21 protein-coding genes are annotated in these 20,784 nt (G+C 42.3%); 3 read left to right on the forward strand and 18 right to left on the reverse strand.

Translation table 11 applies throughout. The annotated features are described in order from the left end of the window. Positions 1-12: 12 nt before the first annotated feature. Together FOF60_RS15850 and FOF60_RS15855 are read right to left on the reverse strand one after the other, a co-directional pair. Positions 13-267 carry a hypothetical protein gene (locus FOF60_RS15850; protein ID WP_192470419.1) on the reverse strand — a complete coding sequence of 85 codons (255 nt, stop codon included), beginning with the start codon at positions 265-267 and terminating at the stop codon, positions 13-15. A gap of 528 nt (positions 268-795) precedes the next feature. After that, complete coding sequence (locus FOF60_RS15855; protein ID WP_192470577.1) at positions 796-1,782, reverse strand: DUF2515 domain-containing protein; 987 nt, start codon at positions 1,780-1,782, stop codon at positions 796-798. Positions 1,783-1,905: 123 nt separating this feature from the next. On the opposite strand from FOF60_RS15855, the gene recU reads away from it, so the two are divergent. Together recU and FOF60_RS15865 are read left to right on the forward strand one after the other, a co-directional pair. Continuing rightward, positions 1,906-2,523, forward strand: a complete 618-nt coding sequence (recU, locus tag FOF60_RS15860) for a Holliday junction resolvase RecU (RefSeq protein WP_192470418.1) — start codon at positions 1,906-1,908, stop codon at positions 2,521-2,523. A 31-nt stretch (positions 2,524-2,554) separates the two neighbouring features. Continuing rightward, positions 2,555-5,119 carry a penicillin-binding protein 1A gene (locus FOF60_RS15865; RefSeq protein WP_192470417.1) on the forward strand — a complete coding sequence of 855 codons (2,565 nt, stop codon included), beginning with the start codon at positions 2,555-2,557 and terminating at the stop codon, positions 5,117-5,119. Between the two features lie 29 nt (positions 5,120-5,148). Here FOF60_RS15865 and FOF60_RS15870 read toward each other — a convergent pair whose 3' ends face one another. The 6 genes from FOF60_RS15870 to FOF60_RS15895 all read right to left on the reverse strand — a co-directional run bounded on the left by FOF60_RS15870 (position 5,149) and on the right by FOF60_RS15895 (position 9,286). Next, complete coding sequence (locus FOF60_RS15870) at positions 5,149-5,526, reverse strand: YpoC family protein (protein ID WP_192470416.1); 378 nt, start codon at positions 5,524-5,526, stop codon at positions 5,149-5,151. Further along, complete coding sequence (gene nth / locus FOF60_RS15875) at positions 5,526-6,176, reverse strand: endonuclease III (RefSeq protein ID WP_192470415.1); 651 nt, start codon at positions 6,174-6,176, stop codon at positions 5,526-5,528. Before nth ends, FOF60_RS15870 begins: the two co-directional genes overlap by 1 nt. 154 nt (positions 6,177-6,330) lie before the next feature. Next, positions 6,331-7,038: a DnaD domain-containing protein gene (locus tag FOF60_RS15880; protein WP_192470414.1), complete on the reverse strand. Its 708-nt coding sequence runs from the start codon at positions 7,036-7,038 to the stop codon at positions 6,331-6,333. 269 nt (positions 7,039-7,307) lie between these two features. Further along, a complete protein-coding gene (locus FOF60_RS15885; RefSeq protein WP_192470576.1) occupies positions 7,308-8,489 on the reverse strand; it encodes a pyridoxal phosphate-dependent aminotransferase in 1,182 nt (393 codons plus the stop codon). Between the two features lie 69 nt (positions 8,490-8,558). Next, the gene (locus FOF60_RS15890; RefSeq protein WP_192470413.1) at positions 8,559-9,044 is read right to left on the reverse strand and encodes a cell wall elongation regulator TseB-like domain-containing protein; all 486 of its coding nucleotides are present in this window, start codon (positions 9,042-9,044) and stop codon (positions 8,559-8,561) included. A gap of 71 nt (positions 9,045-9,115) precedes the next feature. Then, entirely contained in the window at positions 9,116-9,286 is a 171-nt protein-coding gene (locus FOF60_RS15895) for a YpmA family protein (protein ID WP_192470412.1), read from the reverse strand. A 203-nt stretch (positions 9,287-9,489) separates the two neighbouring features. On the opposite strand from FOF60_RS15895, the gene FOF60_RS15900 reads away from it, so the two are divergent. After that, positions 9,490-9,714, forward strand: coding sequence for a hypothetical protein (locus FOF60_RS15900; protein WP_192470411.1), 225 nt, complete (start codon positions 9,490-9,492; stop codon positions 9,712-9,714). A gap of 84 nt (positions 9,715-9,798) precedes the next feature. On the opposite strand, the gene FOF60_RS15905 is transcribed toward FOF60_RS15900, so the two are convergent. The 10 genes from FOF60_RS15905 to mgsA all read right to left on the reverse strand — a co-directional run bounded on the left by FOF60_RS15905 (position 9,799) and on the right by mgsA (position 20,780). After that, positions 9,799-10,629 (reverse strand): ComEC/Rec2 family competence protein, encoded by an 831-nt coding sequence (locus FOF60_RS15905; protein WP_192470410.1) that lies wholly within the window; start codon positions 10,627-10,629, stop codon positions 9,799-9,801. 108 nt (positions 10,630-10,737) lie between these two features. Beyond that, complete coding sequence (dinG, locus tag FOF60_RS15910) at positions 10,738-13,533, reverse strand: ATP-dependent DNA helicase DinG (RefSeq protein WP_192470409.1); 2,796 nt, start codon at positions 13,531-13,533, stop codon at positions 10,738-10,740. Positions 13,534-14,018: 485 nt separating this feature from the next. Continuing rightward, positions 14,019-14,405 (reverse strand): aspartate 1-decarboxylase, encoded by a 387-nt coding sequence (panD, locus tag FOF60_RS15915; protein WP_192470408.1) that lies wholly within the window; start codon positions 14,403-14,405, stop codon positions 14,019-14,021. A gap of 23 nt (positions 14,406-14,428) precedes the next feature. Continuing rightward, positions 14,429-15,277: a pantoate--beta-alanine ligase gene (gene panC / locus FOF60_RS15920; protein WP_192470407.1), complete on the reverse strand. Its 849-nt coding sequence runs from the start codon at positions 15,275-15,277 to the stop codon at positions 14,429-14,431. Next, positions 15,274-16,110 (reverse strand): 3-methyl-2-oxobutanoate hydroxymethyltransferase, encoded by an 837-nt coding sequence (gene panB, locus FOF60_RS15925; protein ID WP_192470406.1) that lies wholly within the window; start codon positions 16,108-16,110, stop codon positions 15,274-15,276. The genes panC and panB overlap by 4 nt, the downstream gene beginning before the upstream one ends. Positions 16,111-16,354: 244 nt before the next feature. Then, positions 16,355-17,350: a biotin--[acetyl-CoA-carboxylase] ligase gene (locus FOF60_RS15930; protein ID WP_192470405.1), complete on the reverse strand. Its 996-nt coding sequence runs from the start codon at positions 17,348-17,350 to the stop codon at positions 16,355-16,357. After that, complete coding sequence (locus tag FOF60_RS15935; RefSeq protein WP_225649890.1) at positions 17,311-18,519, reverse strand: CCA tRNA nucleotidyltransferase; 1,209 nt, start codon at positions 18,517-18,519, stop codon at positions 17,311-17,313. Before FOF60_RS15935 ends, FOF60_RS15930 begins: the two co-directional genes overlap by 40 nt. Beyond that, entirely contained in the window at positions 18,516-19,655 is a 1,140-nt protein-coding gene (bshA, locus tag FOF60_RS15940) for an N-acetyl-alpha-D-glucosaminyl L-malate synthase BshA (RefSeq protein ID WP_192470404.1), read from the reverse strand. The genes FOF60_RS15935 and bshA overlap by 4 nt, the downstream gene beginning before the upstream one ends. After that, entirely contained in the window at positions 19,652-20,368 is a 717-nt protein-coding gene (gene bshB1, locus FOF60_RS15945) for a bacillithiol biosynthesis deacetylase BshB1 (protein ID WP_192470574.1), read from the reverse strand. Before bshB1 ends, bshA begins: the two co-directional genes overlap by 4 nt. Continuing rightward, a complete protein-coding gene (gene mgsA, locus FOF60_RS15950) occupies positions 20,349-20,780 on the reverse strand; it encodes a methylglyoxal synthase (protein WP_192470403.1) in 432 nt (143 codons plus the stop codon). The genes bshB1 and mgsA overlap by 20 nt, the downstream gene beginning before the upstream one ends. Positions 20,781-20,784 lie beyond the last annotated feature (4 nt).

Raw genomic sequence — 20,784 nt, forward strand, 5'->3', positions numbered from 1 at the left:
TTCTATTATAAATTAAAAACTCAATTCAAGTTTTAAAGATGTCTGTTCAGGCTTGGCATGCAAGGCTTGGGTCATTGGCTGCGGCAGTTTACCTTCCATTTTTTCTAAAAGAATGCTTGTTTCTGCTAAATGCAAGGAATGTGCTCCATACATTTTCTTTCGGATATCCGTCAATGAATCATGCAGGTTCATATCTGTCACTTCAAGGCTATCGGCCATGTCATTCAACATCCCTAAAATCTCTTCTTTTTCAATTCCTGGTCTCATAGGACATCTCTCCTTACTATAGTAACTTTTTGGGCTGGCAGAATCATTCTCGCTGCACGTCAAAGAATTTACGGAAATATAGGAACTTTACTTGTAAATTCTATTTTTGGCTGAAACCTCCTTCCAGGTTGACAAAACTAGAAGAAATTCGCCAAACAAAGTGCTTTTCAGCAACAATCTGTCCAGCCTTCGACATGCAATTGCCGAATGAAAAACCAGCAAATGAACAAACTAATCTCGGGAGGTGTTCAAATGAATAAAAAACAACAGAAAACTGCACATCAGCCTGGTAAAACTGCGGAGAAGAAAACAGGATATGGCGACAAAAAATTAGAAGGACCTAACCGTCCAGCAGAATGACGCAAAACTCAAGCCAGTCGTTCCGCCCCAGCAAGCGGTTTGAGCTGCTGCAAGCGATCACTTTTCACAAGCTGCTCAAGGATGCCGTCTAGGGAAATGAAACTAGCGGAACGCTGGAACTGGACTAAGAAACAAAAAGCAAGGAGTTCCCTTGCTTTTTTGTTTGGTTCATTCCGGTGTGAATAATTCCTTCAGCGAAATCAAAGCATGTAATTGTTTTTGTTTTTTTTTGTACCATCCGGTCAAGTGGACAGGATGCCTGTGATTAATTTTTTGGCTGAACCACTTTTTGTGATATCTCCTCTCTTTAAACCAGTCACCTTGCTCACGGAAATGATGCTGAATAATGGGATATGTACAGCGAAGGAATGGAGTGTCTCTTTTTTTATTTCCAGGAAAGTACTGTTCATAATCATGCCTTGAAGCAGTATGTTCCGTATGCACCGCAAATTCCAAAAATAAAGGATAGTAACGGTTGTCAAACAATATTGATGCAAGCCGCTTTCCTAGGTTAATTCTTTTGCTGACAGATTTGAATCCATTCACACTTGCCCCGTAAAGTTCTCCATCGCACGTCGGAAAAAGGACTGTGCTGAAATGCAAATAGTCTTCAAAGGAAAACATCAAGGTATTGAATACGCGCTTTGTATATAGTGGATGCCTTATAACAGGATTATGAATCACATTTTGTTCATTTATGATCAAAGCCGTCAATAGCCTCTTCTTATCTCCATGCTCCCAAAATATCTGCCATTCCCTTTCCATAAAAGAAGAAACATCAAGGAATTTCAGCAAGTGAAACATTGGTGTGCTTTTTTTCGTCGAATAGGAGTATAGAAGGAGCTGGGAATAGGCATCGCGAAAGATCAGCCAGTTCGCCCTTTCATATGTGAGGAACAAACGCAGGCGAATTGGAGGATCCAGAAACTGTGGGAACCAGTCTCCCTCCAGGTCGCACATATTATATCCGCCATTTCTTGAAACCATGCTGGCCAGGAACGACCAGATCATTTCTGGATAGTCCAGATAGAAATCCAGATATGCTCTTGTTCTTGAGATATTGTCCAAATTCTTTTCATGTGTTTCCTGCCTGATTTTTTGCAAAACTTCGGCTTCGTGGTCAGTCAGTTGTTGAAATTGAGGATTTTGGGTTATTGACACACCTTTTCTCTTCCTTTTCAATAGGTTCTTTATAGGGTGAATTGAAATGAGGCTTTTTATTCAACCAAAGTCAGTTGATATTTGGTATGATATAGAGTAGTCTGCGAGGTGGTTAGCTTGATCTTCAATTATCCAAATGGGAAGAAATATACTCCAAATACAAGAAATGAGCCGGCAAAGAAAGCCAGGGTGCAAAAAAACGCAGCCTATAGCAATAGAGGTATGACATTAGAGGAGGACCTGAATGAAACGAACTCCTACTATCTTGACCGTGGTATAGCGGTAATCCATAAAAAGCCGACACCCGTTCAAATCGTTAATGTGGATTATCCGCGCAGGAGTGCAGCAGTAATAAAAGAGGCATACTTTAAACAAGCTTCTACCACAGACTATAATGGGGTTTACAAGGGTAGATACATTGATTTTGAAGCGAAAGAGACAAAGTTTTCAACATCTTTTCCTTTGAAAAACTTTCATGAGCACCAGATCGTCCATATGAAAGCCATACTTGAGCAGCAAGGCATTTGTTTTGTGATTCTCCGCTTCTCCACCGAAGAAGAGATCTACCTGCTCGAAGCCAGCCATTTACTTAATTTTTGGGAGCGAATGATAACAGGCGGCAGGAAGTCAATCACAAAGGAAGAGGTCATGAAATTGGGCCATCAGATCCCCCTTGGCCTTCATCCAAGGATTGACTATATAAAGGTTATCGATTATCTTTATAAACTTAGTTAGTTTTTTATTGCGAGAAAGGAATGAACTATATATGGCACAAAAACCTCAAACTAGAGAGGAGCGACGAAGACAGCAGGCAGCCAAGAATAAGAAACCTAAAGGAAAGAAAGCGAATAAAGGAATGTTCAAGAAAATTTTCCTTACGCTGATCGCCCTTGGGATCATTGGCATGCTGACTGGAATCGCCACCTTTGCATTCATGATACAGGATACGCCAAAACTTGACGAAAGCTTGCTCAAAGACCCTATATCCTCCAAGATCTATGATAAAGACAAAGAGCTTGTAACAGAAGTAGGCTCGCAGAACAGGGACTATGTTGCCTATGAGGATATACCAAAGCTAGTGGAAAGCGCCTTTTTAGCGACAGAGGATGTGAGATTTTATAAGCATAATGGTATCGATGTCATCCGTCTTGGAGGCGCCGTTTTAGCAAACATAACTGACGGGTTTGGATCCGAAGGTGCATCTACCATTACTCAGCAGGTTGTTAAAAACTACTTCCTTGGCTTTGAAAAAACAATCTCCAGGAAGGCACAGGAAGCCTGGCTTGCATACCAGCTGGAACAGAAATATACAAAAGAACAAATCTTTGAAATGTATGTAAATAAGATTTATATGTCAGAGAATATGCACGGTGTCCTGACTGCATCAAAGACTTACTTTGGCAAAGATTTAAGTGAGCTTGAGCTTCATGAAGCCGCCCTGCTTGCAGGTATGCCTCAGAGCCCTAATAATTACAATCCTTTTACGAACCCTGAAAAAGCGGAGAAGCGAAGGAACACTGTATTAATGCTGATGCATCAGCATGGATTCATTTCACAGGAAGATAAGGAAAACGCACAGAAGATTCCTGTTGAATCCAGCCTTGTAAAAGAAGAAAACAGAAAGAATAAGAATGAAGAACCTTTCGATGCTTTCGTGGACATGGTGATCGAAGAGGTTACCGAAAAAACTGATTTTGATATCTTTTCCGATGGCCTTGAAATATATACGACTCTAGACCAAAACGCACAAAAGCATGTTGAAAATATCCTGAATACAGATGCCGCTGTACAATTCCCTAATGACGAAATGCAGGCTGGCATCACCCTTCTGGATACGAAAACCGGTGAAATACGCGCGATAGGCGGCGGTCGAAAACAGCAGGTAAAACGCGGACTGAATTATGCGATTGATGTAACAAGACAGCCAGGATCGACCATCAAGCCAATCCTTGACTATGGACCTGCGATTGAGCATTTGCGATGGGGCACCTATCATATGCTTGAAGATAAGCCTATGACCTATTCAAACGGTGAACCGATCGGTAACTGGAACGACAAGTATAACGGAGTCATGACTATGAGAATGGCTCTGGCAAAATCGATCAATATTCCTGCCCTGCAAGCCTTCCAGGCTGTAGGTCTTGAGAAGGCAAGAGAGTTCGGGACCAATCTTGGTTTAACACTAGATGATCCTTTTTACGAATCAGCGTCGATTGGTGCCAAAGAAATAGCGCCAATTGAAATGGCTGGTGCGTATGCAGCATTTGGAAACAATGGTTTCTTTACGGAGCCATATTCTGTCAAAAAGGTTGTACTCCGTGACAAGACAGAAATTGACCTGACTCCTGAAACTGAAGTCGTCATGAAAGATTACACTGCCTTTATGATTTCAGACATGCTTAAGACGGCGATCAAGCAAGGAACTGGGGCAACTTACGCAAACATCTCCAACCTGCATGTTGCCGGAAAAACAGGAACAACGAATTACACACAAGATGAAATAAATAAATGGGAAATCAAGAATGGCGGTGTTCCTGACTCCTGGTTCGTTGGCTATACAACAAGATATACAGCATCTGTCTGGACGGGTTATAGTGACAGAAAGACCGCACTTTATGGGAATGAACAAAAAATTTCCCAGACTCTTTTCAAGAATCTAATGACCTATGTATCAAAAGATGTGGATACACCTGATTTTACCGTACCCAAGAGTGTGGAAAGAGTTAAAGTCGAAAAAGGCACAATGCCTGCAAAGCTTGCCAGTGAATATACTCCAAAGGACCAGATCCTTTATGAGTGGGCTGTAAAAGGAAATGTTCCTAAGGAAACTTCCAAGAAGTTTGAAAAGCTTGAAACTCCATCAAAGCTTGAAGCAAAATACGATGAAATCAAGAATGAAATTCTCCTGACTTGGGAATTCAATCAGGAGAATAAAGAGGATATTCAATTCGAGGTTACCGCATCCCTTGATGAAGGTCCTGAGCAAACACTGACCACGACAGCTGAGACAGGATTGAAAATCGCCAATGCTGTTCCAGGCGGTATTTACTCATTCAAGGTAACTGCTATACGTGGTGAACAGCGATCTGACCCAGCCACCCTGAAAGTCGAAGTTCCAGAACCACTCCTCCCAGAACAAGAAGATGGCGAGAATGAAGAAGAAGAAAATGATGAAGGAAATGAGAATGGGAACGGGAATGGAAACGGCAATGGAAACGGCAATGGCAATGGCAATGGCAATGGCAATGGCACTGGTGATGGCACTGGTGATGGTGATGGTGATGGAAATAATGATGACGGTGGGGATGATAATAATCCCCCTGGACCATAAGCCTTACTAAAACAAACAAACGTCCTGAATCAATCAGGACGTTTGTTTGTTGATTTATTTAATATTACTTGTTTGGCAAACTGCTTTTCCTGTTCAGCGAACAGCTCAGCAAGCTGTTTATAAGAATGAAAAAGTTTTGGTCTAGAAACAATAAAATCAAGTCTTTCTTCGGTATTCACCGGTTTGATTTTACAGTCTTTAATCGAATGCATATCCTGATTCAGGCCGTTTGTAAGAAAAAGAAACTGTTCAAATAGCAGGATCGCCCTCTGCATCAAAGGCTCTGCCCCCTCACTATCCCTGTTCCTGAAGTGAGCGGCCAACTGATCCTTACACTGTTTCCACTCACTGAGAAGTCTTTCCACTGCCTTGTTACAATCCTTAGAGAAAGTATCTACTCTATCCATTACGCTTTTGCTCTCATCCTTTTCTTGCCCTCTCTGCATACCTCCAGCAAAGGACATGTTTCACACTTGGGGTTTTGCGCTTTACAATGATATCGGCCAAAAAAGATCATCCTGTGATGCGTGATCGACCACTCTTCCTCAGGAACCTTTTTCATCAGTGTTTTTTCAACCTCAAGTACAGAATCCTTCCAACGGCAAAACGCCAGACGTTTGCTCACCCGCTCTACATGCGTATCCACGGCAATGGCAGGTACACCGAATGCTACTGAAACAACAACGTTTGCTGTCTTGCGCCCAACACCAGGAAGCTTTGTCAATTCATCCCTGTCCTGCGGCACTTCTCCGCCATACTCATCTATAATCATCCTGCATAGCTTTTGGATATTCTTCGCTTTATTTCTATATAATCCAATTGAGCGGATGTCCTGCTGAAGTTCTTCCAATGAAACACTCAAAAAATCCTCAGGAGTTTTGTATTTCTGGAATAAGTTTTTTGTCACCTTGTTCACAAGTGCATCAGTACATTGCGCAGAAAGGGCGACAGCAATTACCAGCTCAAAGGGATTCGAGTGAACCAGTTCACAGTGGGCTTGAGGAAACATCCGCCCCATTTCATCCAGGCAAAATCTTATCTGTTGTTTATTTAGCATTTATATCACCACTTTTCTAAATTTGGCCTTCTAAATGTGTAAGCCCTTTTATCATAATTAAATTTATTCAATCCTATTTTGCAGCCAATTGCAGCAAAGTTTGAGAAAAGAGCAAATTAAAAAAAGAGAGAATGAATGAATTCTCTCGTTACAATTACTGTTCAAGCCAGTTATAAAACGGAACAGGATTCGCAGAAACTTTAGGTTCTTCCTTCCCTGTCTTTTGCGTACTCTGATGCTGCCTGAATTTCCTTCCATAACTTTTTGCTTGTTCAATTGTCTTGATTCCATTCTTCTTCCATTCGAAAAGAATTCGGTCTATGTACCGAAAATTCAGTTTGCCAGAGATGACAGCTTCTCTTAACGCAGCTTTAATGATGATCGGATCATGGTGATCATCATCCATCCACATTGCCAGTGACTCACATTCAAATGGTGATAACGGCCGGCCGAATTCCCTTTCAAACGTTGTATATAAATCCGTCTCTTCCTTCTGGTCCAGAATCTCTTTCTCCTGTTTCCGCTTGAGCATAAACTGATCGAACAGCTTTTCCCATAGCGGTTCCAGTGAATATTTTTCATATCTGATTCCGTCCGTGGAATTCCCGTCACTTATCGATATAAACCCTCTTTGAATCAGTGCTCGGAGCAAATCTGTACATTCAAAAGCCGATATCGTCATGCGGGCTGCAAGTTCCGTAGGCGTAGGAAATTCATTTCCTTTTTCAGAAAAATAGAATACATGAAGTAGTAGTGCCAATTCTTGTTCGTTCAATCTCATTTCTTTATACTGCGTTAGCAATACAGCAGGAATGGTAACATTCCCCTCTTTCAGCCAATCTAACAAATCTGCTTTTTTCATTCCGGACACCTCTTTTCATAGTATAGCATGAACAAGCCCGGCTGGTAATAAAATAGGAAAAGATTAAAAAGGGAAATTAGTCGAAAAATAGCGAAAAGGAAAGCTATTCCAGATAAGAAATACGATACTAAAATAATCAAGGCCCGCAAATTTACGGGCCCTCATATTATATTAATACAGGTATTATTATGGATAAAGAAGATTCAGCAAACGTGGGAATAGAATCGATTAACGCAAATGTTCTTCCCTGCTTATCCACGCTGCCTGATTTAAACTCGGCTTTGAATGAACTTATGGATCCTGCTGACCGCTTCCTCCAGCTGGTCAAGGGAGGTTGCATATGATAGTCGCATATAGTCAGGTGCTCCAAATCCAGAGCCAGGGACAACTGCAACATTTGCTTCTGTAAGCAACACTTCTGCAAACTCATCTACATCCTTGCAGCCTGACATTAGTGCTGCTTCTTTTGCATTCGGGAACAGGTAAAATGCTCCCTGAGGCTTAATGCAGCTGATTCCTGGAATGTCGTTCAGCTTCCCATGGATGATTTCAAGCCTATCTTCAAATGCTGAACGCATCGTTTCCACGGCATCCTGTTCACCAGCATAGGCAGCAATCGTTGCATATTGTGCCGGAGTAGTCGGGTTTGACGTGCTATGGCTTGCCAGGTCGGTCATTGCATTGATGATTTTGCTGTCACCGGCAGCGTAGCCGATTCTCCAGCCTGTCATTGAATGGGATTTGGAAACACCATTAATGATGATGGTCTGCTTTTTCAGGTCTGCTGAAAGCTGGGCAATCGAGATATGTTCAGCATCTCCATAAATTAACTTTTCATAGATTTCATCTGAAATGATCAGAATGCCCTTTTCCAGGCAGACTTCGCCAAGAGCCTGCAATTCCTCTTGAGAATAAACCATCCCGGTAGGGTTGCTCGGAGAATTAATGATGACTGCCTTCGTCTTTTCAGTGACCTTCTCCTTCAGTTGATCAGGAGTGATCTTGAAATTGTTCTGCTCCAGTCCCTCGACGTAAACCGGATTCCCACCCGCAAGCTTGACCTGCTCTGGATAACTGACCCAATATGGAATCGGAATGATGACCTCATCACCCTCATTAAGCAGAACCTGAAAGAGTGTGTATAATCCATGCTTAGCTCCACTTGTCACAATGATTTCATTCAGCTGATAATCAAGTCCTTGATCTTCTTTTAACTTAGCAGCGATTTCCTTTTTCAAATCTGGAAGCCCGCCAGATGGTGTGTACTTTGTGAAGCCCTCATTCATTGACTTTACAGCAGCATCGATAATATGCTGCGGCGTGTTGAAGTCTGGCTCTCCTGCTCCTAGTCCAATCACGTCTTTCCCTTGCGCTTTCAATTCTTTTGCTTTTGCAGTAATTGCCAAAGTTGATGAAGGAGTGAGCGCTCCCACTCTGCTGGCTAACTGGATCTCCATCCCTTTACCTCCTATGTTTTTTTACATGTATAACGTTCTGTAACCTCGAATTCCCCACAGGAATTACAAATTATCAATAGCCCTGAGTTTTTCACCCGTATCAAAATCGACATAATAATAATTGATTGTGTCGCTGTTGTTCCGGTAAAAAATTTCCCATGCCGGCCTGTCCGTCTTTTGTATTCTGGCCATGCCGAGCCTTACTTCGATGATTTCATTCGGATTTTTTTCCTGATATAGTTTATTTAAAGCCTCTTTTTTCGTGATACCATTTTTGGCATTTCTCGTGATAACTTCGCTGTTTTTTTCATTAATCCATACATAAACAGCTTCTTCTTTAGCATTTTTCCCGGTCATCACATAATAAGTCTCTTCTCCGCTGTACAAACTGAAGTTTGTGAAATCGGTAAGATTTGTTTCTTTTGACGCAATTTGTACAGCCTCTTTTTCTGCTGCCTTGACTGGCTCAACAGCGTTTAAGTAAACATTGATCAGAATCCCCGTTATTGTAACAATTATGAGAATGCTGAAAAATATCCATTTCTTCACATGTATCCCTTCTTTATGTATGCTCTTTTCTGCTTAACAAAACAGCAGTTCATGCTAATATTTTCTTTATATCATGTTCGGTAAATGGTGAAAACTGCTTTTTCTTTATCATCCTGATCCAGTGCAAGACCGAACATTAGGTCATCACGCTTCAATGTCCTGTTAAGGGCATCTACTATTTTATATAAATCAGGGCTATTCTGGACTTTCACGGTTGAGACCACTTCAATTTTGCTTTCCATGCTCGTTCCCTCTCCTCTCACACAATTATTGTCATTTATATATGAGTGTTCAACTGGCAACAATAGAATTAACACCACTCATTATATCAGGAGATAGCCCTCACTGGTAAGAGTATTCCTGCCACACAAAAAACTTTTCTAGTCCAAACACAGAAAAGCGGAAGCGCCTCGGTCAGCCCCGACAAGCGCTGGAGGGCCTGCCAGTGAAGTTGTTCTTTAACTTCATTGGCAGGACCGAAATCGAAATGTATAGCCGACTGTCCAGAAACGCAGAAACTGGAGACTCCGACAAAGAAGCGCTTTTTGCTTCTGCCGGCGGAGTTGAAGTTTCGGAGTTTCTAGGAGGCGACACAAGACAAGCGACTCGAGTGGCTAGGCGCTGTAGCTGGACAATTCTCAAAGTGTTATTTTACTTCTTACAGAACTAAAATGGCTGCGCAATTTATGCGCAGTTTTTCTTTATCCATTTGATCATTTCAGAAGTGATATTTTCAGCTAAAAAGGTTCAGCTTTTATTCTTCGCTCAAAATCGTTATGACATCATAGGTTGAATCGGTAAGCTTAATTGTAACAGTACCATGCTGCTTTGTGAAATAAACATCAATCCAGGCTTCATTCAGCATTTCCACTAAATCTGGGTCGGGTTTAATCGAATTGGATTTAAAAATCACTGCGAGTTGCGGATCTAAATGCTCGATCAGCAAATCAGAAAAAGAACCTTTTGCAGCAAAAAAGGGCAATTTCACTATATTGACATTCTTCAATGGTTCAGCAAGAAAAGCTTGCTCAGAATTATGACTCGCTGAGCTAATATAAAAAATTTGATGATGGAAAAATTGAAAAGATATATCCGTCCCTTCATTCTCTTCACTTCCATCAAAAATGACTTCAGCAGTCAATCCTGGCATTAGCTTTAACAAATCTCCCTGCTTCCAGCTTTGAACCTTCACCTCGGCCGGAATTGGAGCTTGTGTAAGAACCTGATTACCAGCTTTCCCGGTAAATATCCGGCGAACATTATATTTCTCGATGATTTGCCCGAGGTTTTCCTGCCCTGTATCCGCAGTCAAAATAATCGTCGATAAATCCTTAACATGAAAAAGAGTGAGCAGCCTTTCAAGCTGTTTTAAAGTACCCTTTCCACCCGTGTTGACCAGTATATTATCGCCATTGGCGTGCTGGATTAGCGCAGCTTCTCCATCGCTGATTGCTAAAAAGGTAAAGGCCAATTCATTTCTTTTCAGGTTGACATCCACTCCTTCAACCTCTACGGGAGAAGAAGGAGATTCATACGGAAAATAATACCAATTCATAAATGCCAGGATTGCTAATATCAGCTTCATGTACACTCCTCCAATTACTTCTAGCTTTAGAGTGCGTCATTTAGCTGAAATTATAAAAAGCTTTTTAAAAAAGGACTGCTTTCACATAGGCAAAATAACACAGCGTTCCTACAGCCAATCATGAATCATCTCGACAATTTCTGTTATAGTCCCTTTTTCAACAGGAACGTCAGGCACCGAATGTAAAAAGGCTTTTCCATATGATGTAGTAACAAGCCTTCGATCGAAAACAAAAATCAAACCTCTATCGTTTGATGTACGGATCAGCCTCCCGAATCCTTGTTTAAATCTCAGGACCGCTTCAGGCAAGGATAGTTCAGAAAAAGGACTGCCACCGTTTTCCTTGATTAAAGCACATTTAGCGGCTGTAATTGGTTCATCGGGAGGAGTAAATGGAAGCCTCACGATGATCAAGCATGACAAATCCTCACCCGGAATATCAACACCCTCCCAAAAACTGCTGGTCCCAAATAAAATCGCTTTATCAAACCGCTTGAAGTTCCTGGTCAGTCTCGTCCTGCTCCCTGCTGTAATACCTTGGGCAATCAAAATATATTCTTCCAGAAGGCCGCTTTCCTTGATCAATTCATAAGCCTTTTTCAGCATCTCATGGGATGTAAATAAAATCAGCATCCGGCCTTTGGTTGCTTCTGCAATCGATATTATATGTTCTGTAATGGCCGCAACATAATCATCATTGGAAACAGCCTTTATATCCGGCAAGTCGTCAGGGACAACAAGCTTGACCTGCGAACCATAGGAGAATGGCGATGGTATTTGCTTTTCCATAAGCGTATTTCGGATTCCCAATTCCTTTTTGATAAAAGCAAAGGAATTATTAACAGACAGGGTTGCTGAGGTAACAACTACGCTTCTTTTTTTCGCAAAGAATTGTTCTGCCAAATATTCAGATACATAAACAGGGCGTGAAAAAATGGTCGTTGAATTTTGCAAAGCCCTCATATCTGCCTCGATCCATCTCACATAGCCGCTATCATCCATAAAAAGAGTCCTGGCGGTCATGCAAATTTGTTCCAAATCTTCTTTAACTTGTACTACTTCTTCAAGGATGGATTGCTGCACGCCTGTATATTGCTGAGAGTTTTTCCCAGCCTCAACCAGCCTTTTGTCCAGAGCCGCGATTAAATCCTTTAAGTGAAAATAAAACCTTTCGGCGGTTGTCTTCAATGCGCTCCATATACGATTATCCCTGTCCGGAACCATGCTTGCATGTATTTTGCTGCCAAGGGTTTTATTCTTCAGCGTTTTCCTAGCATAGGTTCCCGCAAGCTTGAAAAGTTCTTCTGTTTCATATACCAGGTCGGAAATCAACTGATTGATTTCAAACGAATGAAGTCTGCCGGAATCAATATCGCCGTTATTATGGTTCAGCAGCGTCTCCAATTTATAAAACAGCTGGTTTTGGTCATATAGACCAAGCTGATTAAGTACTAGCCTGGCCCCGAGATAATCCAGTGATTTCCCAAAGTACTTTCCTGCCGCTTTTTCGAACTGGTGACCTTCATCGAGTACGGCATAATCATAACTCGGTAATGGACCTTTTTCAGAAACAAGGTCCGCAAGAAGCATGGAATGGTTGGTGATTAAAATATCCGCATGCTGTGCTTTTTCAACCGCTCTTTGATAAAAATCATAGCCTTCCCAATGCTTTGTCCTGAGGAATAAAGCACGTTCATTTTTCACTTTACCCCAGAAAAGCATGCCCCCGCTTGATAAATTGAGTTCATCAAAATCTCCAGTTTCTGTCTGCGTGAGCCATACAAGGATTTGCATTTTAGTAAGGGCTGTATCATAGTTCTCCTCTACTTCCCTCAGGGATTGCTCAAACCGGGCCATGCTGATATAGTTATTCCTGCCTTTAATCAGCGTAGCATTTATGGATGTTCCCAGTACCTGAGCGAGTTTCGGAACGTCATTGAACAATAGCTGCTCCTGAAGCTGGGTAGTATAAGTACTGACTACAACTGGTTTATTGCTTTCCAAAGCAAATATTGCCGCGGGGATTAAATAACCAAGAGACTTGCCTACTCCCGTTCCCGCTTCAATCAAAGCATGGCCATTCTTTGAGAAAGCTTCACGCACAGTATCTATCATCTCGAACTGCCCATGCCTGATTTCATAGCCAGTAAAAGCTTTTTGGAGGAGTGCCTTCTTTTCCTCCACTGATTCAGGATACTTAATAACACTTTGTTCAGCGTTTCTGACTGCCGCTACCCTTCTCAAAGCAATCCCCCGGTAGACCTCAATATGGTCAGGTAATACTTCCAGGCTGCGCTCCTTCCTATTCAGTACATCATCAAAAATCAAGTGAAGATCGCTTTTTAGTCCCTCAGAAAGCTTTGCAAGCTCCTTGACTGTAACAAGAGGCAAGGCTTTTACAGCGTCAAGCATGATCAGGAGCAGCTCTGCCGTCACTTGGGCATCACTATCAGCCTGGTGAGGACGGTCATGATGCAATTCCTCTCTTGCGGCCAAATCTGTCAATTTATAACTGTCAGCCGACGGATAAAGAATTCTTGCCATTTCCACCGTATCTATAACCGGGCCATAGAAACCTTCCTGGCCTGAGCTTAATAATTCTTCTTGTAAAAACGAAAGATCAAATAAAACATTATGAGCCACAAAATACGCATCCTCAAGCATATCAGAGATCTGTGGAGCGATTTCCTCAAATAATGGAGCATCCTTCACCATTGAATCCGAAATTCCCGTCAACTCCTCAATGAAAGCAGGAATAGCCTGCAATGGATTGACAAGTGAGGAAAATCGGCCAGTAATCTTCCCATCCTCAATGATCACGGCTCCAAATTGTATAATACGGTCACCCTTTTTGGGGGAATTTCCCGTTGTTTCTAAATCTACAACCACAAATTTTTGGCTCATTCTTCAATACACCTCTAACATTCAGTCAAACAAAACCGTATCACAAAAAATACGAAAGTGAAAGTGAGACAATGCCTTTAACGCTGTTCTGACACTCTACAATAATGTATTTTTTTCATCCGGACATTAATTTCATGTAACATTTTTTATCCAGATATTTCATTTCATATTCCATTGGCCTTCATTGAGACGCTTTCCATCATTCGGACATTCCACTTTCATGCTCCAATGGCCATTAGTGGGATATAGCACTTTCCATCTTTAAATCCCTATGTAAAACAGGCCTATTCATATTATGACCATTATAAATGCAATTGGGGTATTCTTTTAACCATTCCAGGGCAAATATCCAGTCAACCGTCTGTATGTAATTCTATCTCATATTTTTACCGGAAGATCCTTATCCAAGTCCTTTACCAGCATGGCAAAGGGAATACAGAGTAATGGTATGAAAAAACTCCCGATGGTACGGGAGTTTTCTTGTTTTATAGGAATACCGTTTTCTCAGGTTCAGCGTGAAGCATTTCTACTATACGGTTATTCTCATCCATCAACGCTACTTTTGGCTGATGTGACGGAACCTTTTCTTCCGCAACAAGCGCGTAGGAAATGATGATCACAACATCACCTTCATGAACCAGACGTGCTGCTGCTCCATTCAGGCACACAACGCCGCTCCCTCTTTCCCCAGGAATAATGTAAGTTTCAAAGCGAGCGCCATTATTATTATTGACAATTTGAACCTTTTCATTGGCAACCATACCGACTGCATCCAGAATATCGCTGTCGATGGTGATGCTGCCTACATAGTTCAAATTTGCTTCAGTTACTCTTGCTCGATGTATTTTAGCATTCATCATGGTGCGGAACATGGAATATAATCCCCCTATTTAAATTATTCTACTTCTATAATGATATTATCAATCAATCTGGCTTTAGAGAACTTCACTGCAAGGGCAATGATGACTTTTCCCTTCAAAGCCTCCAACTCCTGCAGCTCAGGATAGGAATAAATTTCAATATAATCTACTGTACCTGTCGTATGTTCATTTAAATGATTTTTTATCAATTCAACAAGTTCTTCAGCATTTCTTTCACCATTGTCAATGGCGAGTCTGGCCATGTTGAGGCTTCTGCTGAGTTCAACAGCCTGAATTCTTTCCTCATCGCTTAAATAGACATTTCTTGAGCTTTTTGCAAGGCCATCCTCTTCAAGAACTGTTTCAACCGGAATCAATTCGATCGGAAAATTAAAATCCTTGATCAGGCCATCGACCACTGCGACCTGCTGTGCATCCTTCAGACCAAAATAGGCCCTCGTTGGCTGAATGATATTGAACAGCTTGATAAGAACTGTTGCTACCCCGTCAAAATGGCCTGGCCTTGATTTTCCGCAAAGTACATCTGTCCGTTCAACGACAGAAACCTTGATTGAAGACTTACCTGGATACATTTCTTCTGCAGAAGGGTAGAAAATAAAATCCACGCCCTCAGATTCCGCGATTTTATGGTCGCGTTCAAAATCCCTTGGGTAGGCGTCCAAATCCTCTGTCGGACCGAACTGGAGAGGATTAACGAAAATGCTCAGGACCACAACGTCATTTTCTGGCCGGGCGTTCTTCATCAAAGATATATGGCCTTCATGCAGGAAACCCATGGTTGGTACATAACCGATGGTTTTCCCTTCAGATTTAAGTTTTTGCATCTGCTCCTGCATCTCGGTGATTGTTCTTATGATTTTCATTCTTTTCCCCCGTACAATGCCTGCAATTCTTCTTCCTTCATAGTAAAACTATGTTTGTCTTCAGGAAATGCCTTATGCCTGACTTCAGTAACAAAGGCACTGAGCCCTGATGAGATTAATTCATTTACATTCGTATATTGTTTCACGAATTTCGGGACTCGGTCCACTCCATAAGTGATAATATCATGGTATACAAGAACCTGTCCGTCAACCTCTGCTCCAGCCCCGATGCCAATCGTCGGGATTGTAAGGGCCTGGCTGACTTGTTCAGCAAGCTGCTTAGGAACGCATTCCAGAACAACTGCAAACGCACCTGCCTCTTCGCATTTTTTTGCGTCAGCAATTAATTTCTTTGCTGCATCCGCGCTCTTCCCCTGCACTTTATATCCGCCAAGTACACCTACTGATTGCGGAGTGAGGCCAAGATGAGCTACCACAGGTACTCCTGCCTTGGTCAGTGCGTTTATATGGTCAATGACCTCATCGGCACCTTCTAATTTAACAGCGTTTGCCCCAGTTTCCTGCATGATTCTCGCACCGTTTATAAGCGTGTCTTTGATTGACAGATGATAGCTCATAAATGGCAAATCGACAACAATGAACGTGTTTCCCGCTCCTCGCCTGACAGCCTTCGAATGGTGGATCATATCATCCATTGTGACCGGTATAGTTGAGTCATAGCCCAGCACGACCATTCCAAGGGAATCGCCTACGAGAATCATATCTGCTTCAGCCTGTTCAGCATGCTTTGCTGAAGGATAATCATAGGCCGTCACCATGACGATCTTGTTGCCTGTTTGCTTCATTTTTAAGAAATCAGTTGTTTGTTTCATTTTTCTTTCCTCCCTTTTTCTGAAGAGGAGATAAAACAATCCATCAACCCCAGACACTAAAAAAGGACCCATCTATGCCAGAAGGACCCTTTGAAGCCTGTACTTGTTTCATCCCTCTGTCCCAGTCCGCTACCGGATCCAGGCAGAACTATTTTTTTATAAAAAAAGTCAACAAGGTGCAGTTCTCACGATACCGCCCAGATTGATTATAGCAAATGACCGCTTTTTTGGCTACACAACGATTTTAACCTTCGATCTGGATATCAGCCGAGTAAATATTATGAACCTCCCCTGCTGAATCCTCGATCAATAGAACTCCATCCTCAGTGATACCAATAGCTTTTCCCTTGATTTCCCCGGTAAGTGTTCTTGCAGTGATCTGTTTACCAATGCTGATCGCGTAACTCTCCCACATCAGCTTTATTGGAAAAAAGCCCTTCTTCAGATAAAGCAAATACAACTTCTCCAGTTTTTCAAGAATCGACCTGATCAATCTTTCCCTGTCTATGATTTTGCCAGATTCAATGGCAAGCGACGAAGCAATTGATCGGATATCTTCAGGAAAATCTTCTATACCTGTATTTACATTGAGGCCGATTCCGATAATGATAGAATTGATCCGATCGGATTCCGCCTGCAGCTCGGTAAGGATCCCGGTTATTTTCTTGCCATTGATGAGAATGTCATTCGGCCATTTAATTTCGGGCAGTAAGCCTGTTACTTCCTCTATGGCCTGCACCACTCCTACCGCCGTTATCAATGTCAGCTGCGGTGCTTTCGGGATAGGAATTTTCGGTCTAAGGATGAGACTCATCCATATCCCTGAATATTTGGGAGAATGCCATTTACGGTCCATTCTGCCTCTGCCTGCAGTTTGCTCTTCGGCAATCACGACAGTTCCCTCTTCGGCTTGATCATAAGCCAGCTTATACGCTATTTTCTGAGTCGATTCCACACTGTCATGGTAATGCAGATTCCGGCCTAAGAATTCAGTATTTAAACCAAGGTTTATTTTGTCTGCAGACATATTGTCAGGGATAGAGATGATCTTGTATCCTTTCCTTCGAACCGCTTCAAACTGAAAACCTTCCTTGCGAAGTTCCTCGATGTGCTTCCAGACCGCTGTGCGTGTACAGCCAGCAATATCAGCGAGATGTTGTCCGGATAGGTATTCAGTTTCGTTTTTCGTAAATGCATCTATTAATTTTTTTCTGATTTCAGATTGAACGCGTTCAGCCATTCCTTTATTTTCTCCTTCTCATTTGGCACGACACCATAGATTACAGAACGTTCGATTTCTTCAAGAATGTCTCGCAGCCACGGACCTGGGTGTTTATCCAGCCATGCCATGACATCATTTCCCGTTACATCCAATTCCTTACGTTGCTTGATCGGAAGCCGCTCATACAAATCCCTGATTTCATTATCTCTGCCACTAATGTTATGGAGGGACGCATACACTATTTCAGCACTAATCGCATCTTCCAGACCTGCTTTATAAACCAATTCCAGACTCCAGTCATTTTCAAGGCGATGCAATAATAAGGAATGAATTTTGTTGATTCTTTTAATTTTATTTACCGGGAGCTTCCATTCTCTCAGGAAATTATCTACTTCCTTGTCCTTTAATCCTAATTCAAATACTAACAGGACCCAGGACTCCGTCAGTCGTAAGTTTTTACTTAAACGGCTCGAAAAGCGTCTTACTTCATCACTATGATTTTTCAATCCTGGCAAAAATTGAATCATGCCGCTATTTGCCAGCAATTGAACCGCTTCACTCCTGCCTTTCCCCACAAGCAATTTCTCGAACTCAACAGTTTTCCGTTCGACCGCAATGTTCTCCAGCAGATGACAGTGGGCTGCAAGCGACTCTATAGTATGCTTTTCAATCGAAAAAGATAATTGTGATTGGAATCTAACAGCCCTCAGCATTCTTAATGCATCTTCACCGAAACGTTCATCAGGATTGCCTACAGTCACAATCACCTTTTTGTTTATCGCTTCCTTGCCCGCAAAAGGATCGATTATGGTCCCTTCCTTGTCCATCGCAATTGCATTCATCGTGAAATCGCGACGCTGTAAATCCTCCTTTAAAGACCGGATAAAAGAGACCTTATCAGGCCTTCGGAAATCAGAGTAATTTTGTTCGGTTCGGAATGTCGTGATTTCATAATGGCCGCCTTTATGATGGACAAGAATCGTTCCATGTTCGATTCCCACGTCATTGGTTTTAGGAAAAATCTGTTTTAATTCCTCAGGTAATGCTGAGGTAGCAATATCAACATCGGATATTTCGCGGCCCAGTATATGATCTCTTACAGAACCGCCGACAAAATACGCTTCAAAGCCAGCATTCTCGATTAACTGGAGGACAGGTGCAGCCTGTATGAATGGTTCGCCAATCATTGGACATCCTGCCCGACGATATTATAATAGATTCTTTCATATTCAGATACGATTTGTTCTGCGCTGAAGCTCTTTTCTGCCCGTTCAATCGAATTTTCAGCAAACCGCTTGTGGGTTTCCGCACTTGAGAGTATATCGACAGCTTTTTCTGTTATCTCTTTGATATTTCCTAATTCGCAAATGTATCCGGTCCTTCCGTCCACGATCACTTCTGGGATCCCTCCTACATTCGTTCCGATACATGGTACGCCACAAGCCATAGCCTCTAAAGCTACCAGTCCGAAACTTTCTTTTTCTGAAAGGAGAAGCATCAAATCACTTAATGAATATAGCTCTTCAACTCTCTCCTGCTTACCAAGAAGCAGTACTTTGTCACGAATCCCCAGCTCACTTGCAAGATTGCAGACAGTCTTCATTTCCGGTCCATCTCCTACAAGCAAAAGCTTGGCCGGCATTTTTTCAGCGATTCCTGCGAATGTTTTAATGACATCTGGAACCCTTTTAACTGGCCGGAAGTTTGATACATGGATGACCACCTTCTCTTCTGGAAGGATTCCATATTCTTTTCTAAGATCTGTGGAATCACTGCGTTTGTTGACTCGAGTGTCGATGAAGTTGTACACACAGTTAATTTCCTTTTCCGGTTTGATCAAATCATATGTTTGCTGGATCAGTGAATTGGACACTGCTGTCACAACATCCGATTTTTCAATACCGAAACGAATGGCATCCGTTAGAGATGGATCATATCCAAGTACAGTAATATCGGTACCGTGAAGCGTAGTGACAATCTTCAGATCACGTCCGCTCATCTGGCGGGCCAAAATGGCACAGACAGCATGGGGAATCGCATAATGGACGTGGAGGACATCTAAATTTTCCAAGACTGCGACCTCTGCAATTTTGCTGGCCAGTGCTATATCGTATGGAGGGTACTGAAATACTGAGTATTGATTGACCTCTACCTCATGAGAATAAATATTCCGGTACATTTTCTTCAGCCTGAAGGGAAGGCTCGATGAAATGAAATGAATCTCATGCCCTTTCTCTGCCAGCAGCTTCCCAAGTTCAGTTGCGACAACACCAGATCCCCCCACCGTCGGGTAGCAGGTGATGCCAATTTTTAATTTCTTCATTTTCCTTCCCCTAACAAATCCTTGTGGATTAACAATGGTTTTTTAGACATAAAGCCTTCGGCATATGCGGCGCCAACTTCCTTGCCGAATAATTTTTCGCGCGCCTCGACTGTTTCGATATAGCCGTTCACCAGCGGGGTGTCAAATGTGGCTGCCCCTTTCACGAATTGGCTTTCGTAAGCATTCAGTGCACTGATTTTTAAATTTATAAAATCCGAAACATCAACAACAAAATCAGGTTTATGGAATCCATTGATCATATAAAAATACAACGCTTTCGGCCTATGTGGTGCCAACCCATCATTCTCATCATATTTTCGTACTGCCGCCGAAAAGACCGCCTCCTCGACAAGGCGGGCACAGCTGCCATGGTCAGGATGACGGTCGTCAAAATAAGGTGCAAAAACTATGTCCGGTTTGTTTCGCCTGATCACTCTAACAATTTCCCTTATGTATTCTTCCTTTAAAAACAAGCCTCTGTCCGGCAAGTCAAGTGCTTCCCTCATCTTCACTCCAAGAATGCCGGCTGCTTCATTCGCTTCGCGGCTCCTGATCTCTACTGTTCCATTCGAAGACATTTCAGCTTTGGTCAAATCACAAATCCCAATCCATTTACCTTCAGCAGCATATTTTGCGATTGTACCGCCCATCCCGATTTCCACATCATCAGCATGGGCACCAAATGCGAGAATATCAAGCTTTATTGCTTCCATTTTCATCACCAGTTTCTTCTTTCACTATATTTCGCCAATCAAGATCTCCTCTTTCAATTCCTTTGACAAGAATTTCCGCTGTTCCCATATTGGTCGCAAGCGGAACGGAATATACATCACAAAGCCGAACCAGGGCAGTCACGTCAGGTTCATGCGGCTGCGCAGTTAATGGATCTCGGAAGAAAAACACTGCGTCCATTAAATTGTTGGCAATTCTTGCGCCGATTTCCTGGTCGCCGCCAAGCGGGCCAGATTGAAACCTTGACACTTCCAATCCAGTTGCTTCAATGATCCGCAATCCTGTAGTCCCGGTAGCAAATAATGTATGCTTTTCAAAAATCTCCTTATAAGCGACTGCGAACCCCACTAAATCGTCTTTCTTTTTATCATGAGCAATTAAAGCAATGTTCATGGTT

Source organism: Mesobacillus jeotgali, assembly GCF_014856545.2.
In the GTDB taxonomy this organism is placed as follows: Bacteria; Bacillota; Bacilli; order Bacillales; family Cytobacillaceae; genus Mesobacillus.

Bases quoted from the DNA above. Each gene is read 5' to 3' on its own strand.
- FOF60_RS15850 (WP_192470419.1), bottom strand. From the start codon at position 267: ATGAGACCAGGAATTGAAAAAGAAGAGATTTTAGGGATGTTGAATGAC.
- FOF60_RS15865 (WP_192470417.1), top strand. From the start codon at position 2,555: ATGGCACAAAAACCTCAAACTAGAGAGGAGCGACGAAGACAGCAGGCA.
- FOF60_RS15870 (WP_192470416.1), bottom strand. From the start codon at position 5,526: ATGGATAGAGTAGATACTTTCTCTAAGGATTGTAACAAGGCAGTGGAA.
- nth (WP_192470415.1), bottom strand. From the start codon at position 6,176: ATGCTAAATAAACAACAGATAAGATTTTGCCTGGATGAAATGGGGCGG.
- FOF60_RS15880 (WP_192470414.1), bottom strand. From the start codon at position 7,038: ATGAAAAAAGCAGATTTGTTAGATTGGCTGAAAGAGGGGAATGTTACC.
- FOF60_RS15895 (WP_192470412.1), bottom strand. From the start codon at position 9,286: ATGGAAAGCAAAATTGAAGTGGTCTCAACCGTGAAAGTCCAGAATAGC.
- FOF60_RS15905 (WP_192470410.1), bottom strand. From the start codon at position 10,629: ATGAAGCTGATATTAGCAATCCTGGCATTTATGAATTGGTATTATTTT.
- dinG (WP_192470409.1), bottom strand. From the start codon at position 13,533: ATGAGCCAAAAATTTGTGGTTGTAGATTTAGAAACAACGGGAAATTCC.
- panD (WP_192470408.1), bottom strand. From the start codon at position 14,405: ATGTTCCGCACCATGATGAATGCTAAAATACATCGAGCAAGAGTAACT.
- panC (WP_192470407.1), bottom strand. From the start codon at position 15,277: ATGAAAATCATAAGAACAATCACCGAGATGCAGGAGCAGATGCAAAAA.
- panB (WP_192470406.1), bottom strand. From the start codon at position 16,110: ATGAAACAAACAACTGATTTCTTAAAAATGAAGCAAACAGGCAACAAG.
- FOF60_RS15930 (WP_192470405.1), bottom strand. From the start codon at position 17,350: ATGGCTGAACGCGTTCAATCTGAAATCAGAAAAAAATTAATAGATGCA.
- FOF60_RS15935 (WP_225649890.1), bottom strand. From the start codon at position 18,519: ATGATTGGCGAACCATTCATACAGGCTGCACCTGTCCTCCAGTTAATC.
- bshA (WP_192470404.1), bottom strand. From the start codon at position 19,655: ATGAAGAAATTAAAAATTGGCATCACCTGCTACCCGACGGTGGGGGGA.
- bshB1 (WP_192470574.1), bottom strand. From the start codon at position 20,368: ATGGAAGCAATAAAGCTTGATATTCTCGCATTTGGTGCCCATGCTGAT.
- mgsA (WP_192470403.1), bottom strand. From the start codon at position 20,780: ATGAACATTGCTTTAATTGCTCATGATAAAAAGAAAGACGATTTAGTG.